The 3559-nt window shown below is 75.5% G+C and carries 2 protein-coding genes; both read right to left on the bottom strand.

Going from position 1 to position 3559, the window contains the following annotated elements; genetic code table 11:
- The coding region (locus tag AC2CJA_RS25405) for a serine/threonine-protein kinase (RefSeq protein ID WP_484605012.1) at positions 1-1121 on the bottom strand (1121 nt) is incomplete at its 3' end.
- Between the two features lie 148 nt (positions 1122-1269).
- Positions 1270-3006: a serine/threonine-protein kinase gene (locus tag AC2CJA_RS25400; RefSeq protein WP_484605011.1), complete on the bottom strand. Its 1737-nt coding sequence runs from the start codon at positions 3004-3006 to the stop codon at positions 1270-1272.
- Between the last annotated feature and the right edge of the window lie 553 nt (positions 3007-3559).

Below are 3559 nucleotides of genomic sequence, written 5' to 3'. Positions count from 1 at the left end.
GGCGCGCGGGGCGCGCGGGCGGTACCGTGCGCCCCGCCCGCCAGTTCGTCCGCGCCGGGCACACGCATGCTGGTGTGGGTGTCGCGGGTGGAGTCGGGCGCGGGCCCGCCGTGGACGAGCGGGACGGCTCCGCGGGCGGGCTCGCCGTACGGATCGGCGTCCGTGCCGGGCCCGTACAGCCCGTCGTCGTAGGCGGGGCCGTCACGGCGGCCGCGCTGTCCGTACGCCCCCTGCTGCTCGCCGGTGCGGGCGTCGCCCTCCGGCTCGGGCTCGTCGATGTCGAGCCGCGGCAGCCCCGCCAGGGTTGGCAGCACCTCCCTCAGCCGTGCGGCCATCTCGGAGGCGCGCAGCCGGGAGGCCGGGGCCTTGGCCAGGCACTGGTTGAGCGGCTGCCACAGCTCGTCGGGGATGCCGGGCAGCGGGGCGGCACGCTCGGTGACGTGGCGGCGCAGAACGGCTCCTGGGTGGCCGCCCCCGAAGGGCGTGAAACCGGCCAGCAGCTCGTACAGCACCGTGGCCAGGGCGTAGACGTCGACGGAGGCACGCGGCGGCAGGCCCTCGACGATCTCGGGGGCGACGTAGTCAGGGGTCCCGACGACCTTGCTGCCGCCGCCCCGGCTGGGCGCGTCGATCAGCTTGGCGATGCCGAAGTCGGTGAGCAGCGCGGGCGGGGCCCCGCCGGGTCCGGCCGGGCCGTGCACGTCGAGCAGGATGTTCTCGGGCTTGACGTCGCGGTGGACGATCCCGGCCGCGTGGGCGGCCGCCAGCGCGTCGGCGACGTCGGCGGCGACGGCGACGGCGACCTCCGGGGCGAGGCGGCGCTCGCGGTCCAGCCGGGTGCGCAGGTCGGTGCCGCGCACGAGGTCCATGACGAGGGCGAGGTCGTTGCCGTCGACCACCAGATCCCGCACCTTGACGACGCGGGGGTGGTCCAGGGCGAGCAGCGCGGTGCGTTCCTGCACGAAGCGGCCCACCAGTTCCTGGTCCGAGGCCAGGTCCTCGCGCAGCAGCTTGACGGCGACGGGGCTGCCCTTGGGCCCCACGCCCAGCCACACCGTGCCGGCGCTGCCCCGGCCCAGGATCCGATGGGCGGTGTACCGACTGCCGATCTTCCGTGACATGGCGACAAAACTACGCTTACGCGGGGGCGCCGCGCCCCCCGGATGGCGGCAACCGCCACCTCCGGGGCGGAAATCCGCCCCGAAAGTCGACAAAGCGACCGGGCCGCCGCCTCCGTGGGGCTCCGCCTCCCGTCGCCGGTTGTTCTCGTCAGTTGTTCGCGGGGATCTCGGTGGGGAGGTCGGTGGGCAGTTCCTCGGCCGTGTTGCCGAGCTCCGTCATCCACGTCCACGCCTCGCCCACCCAGTCCTTGGTGTCCTCCCAGAACCGCCGGCCCTGGTCCCACCACTCGGGCAGCGGGGTGAAGTTCCACACCAGCACGCAGACCAGCACGAGGATCAGCACCATGAAAAGGCAGCCCTTGAGGCAGCCGAGGCCGGGGACGCGCATGGGGCTGGAGGTGCGCTGCCGCGGCGGGCGGGGCTCGCGCCGGGGCGCGGGCGGGCTCGGGGGTTCGTACCGCTGGGGCCGCGGCTCCGGCCGGTGCTGCGGCGCGGGGGCGTACGGCTGCTGCGGCCGGGACTGCCGGGGCGGCGGCCGGTGCGCCTGGTTGTACGGCTGCTCCGGCTGCTCCGGCTGCTCCGGCTGGTGGTGCGGGGCGACGCGGCGCTGAGGACGGCGGCGCAGCGGGTCCTGCTCCGGGTCGAGTGGCTGGATCTGGGTCTGCTCGTTGCGGTCCCGGGCGGCGCGCAACTGGGTCTGCCAGGGGTGCGGCTCCTCGGGCGCCGGACCGTCCCCACCGCCGGAGGGCCCTCCCGGGGGCATGGGCGGCATGACCTGGGTGGCGCCCTCGTCGGAGCCGCCCCGGCCGGGGCCGGCCGGACCGGGACCGCCGGCGTGCGGCAGGAATCCGGTGGCGGCGTCGGGGTCGTGCACGGGGGCGCCGTCACCGGGCCGGCCCGTGGTCGGCAGGACCTGGGTGGGGTCCGACGCGCCGGCCGGAGCCTGCCCCGGCACCGGGGCGGGCGAGGGGTCGGGACCCAGCAGCGCGGCGACCCCCAGCGCGGCCTCGGCCTGCGCGGGCGTGGCGTGCACCCCGATCCCCCCGGCGACCGTCCGCAGGGCGCGGGCCAGGTTCTCGGCGCCGGGCCGCTCCTCGGGGTTCTTGCGCAGGCAGCGCTCGATGACCGTCCACAGCGGCAGGGGCACGTTGCCGGGGCGCCGCGGCTCCTCGGTCAGATGGCGCTGGAGGAGTTCCAGCGCGGTGCCGCCGCCGAAGGGGGGACGGCCGGTGACCAGCTCGTACAGCAGGATGCCCGCGCCGTAGACATCCACGGCGGAGGTCTGCGGCCGGCCCTCGGCGGACTCGGGCGCGACGTAGGCGGGCGTGCCGACGAACTCGTGGGTGCGGGTCAGGCCCGGGGAGTCGGCCAGGCGCGCGATGCCGAAGTCGGTGAGCATCGGACGCAGGCCCGCGGGGTCGTCCTCGGAACCGGCGAGCAGCACGTTGGCGGGCTTGAGGTCGCGGTGGACGACGTCGTCGGCGTGGCTGGCGGCCAGCGCGTCGGCGATCTGGGCGGTCAGCAGCGCGGCGGCGACCGGCGAGAAGGGGCCGTTCTGCCGCAGGTAGCGGTCCAGGTCCGGGCCGTCGATCAGGTCCATGACGAGGGCGAGGAGTTCGCCCTCGACCACCAGGTCGCGGGTGCGGACGATGTTGGGATGGGTCAGGCGGAGCAGGACGGAGCGCTCGCGCAGGAAGCGCATCACCACGTCCGGGTCGCTCGCCAGCTCCTCCTTGAGGACCTTGATGGCCACGGTCTCGCCGGGGTGCCCGGCCACGGCCGCCTCGGCGCCCGCGGTCTCTCTCTGGCGCGCGCGCCAGACGGTGCCCGTGGCGCCGCGTCCGAGCGGCTCCTCGAGCAGGTATTTGCTGCCTACCGGCCGCACGTCATGCGCTCCCTGGTTCGTCCGAACTGCCCAAGCCGCCACTGTACGGCGCTCCGGCGGCTCACTGTAGTGCCGTGTGCGGCAGGGCACAGCCGTGTCCGGGCGCCTGCCGGCGCCGTTCCGCCCGGTCGGCCTCCCGTCCGTCCGGGCCCTCCCGTGCCCTGTCCCGACACCCTGTCCGACGCACCGCGCGGGCCGACGGTTGCCGGTGGGCGGTTCCGGAACCGTGCGGAGGGCCGCCGGGTTTCGCACGGGAGCGGAACACGCGGGGAACGGGCAATTACCGGCCACATTTGCGTGCACAGCCGACCAATCAAGATCATTCGACGGAGGATCGTGGGTGCGATGACAGTGGTCGGTGCGAGGATGCATCCAGCATCACGGGACTGAAGGGGCCGATGTCGATGCAGATCCGGCTGACCGTCCTCGGGCCGCGCGGCGGTCACGCGGAGCAGAGCACCGGCGGTTGCGACGTGCTGGTGACCGCCCCCGCGGGCACCACCCTCTCCGCGGTGACCGGCGCCCTCGCGGCGGCGGCCGCCTCCGCCGGCGC

The organism is Streptomyces sp. ATLC9 (assembly GCF_057196705.1).
The sequence above is the reverse complement of the archived record's forward strand: the minus strand, read 5'-3'. Positions and strand labels throughout refer to the sequence as shown.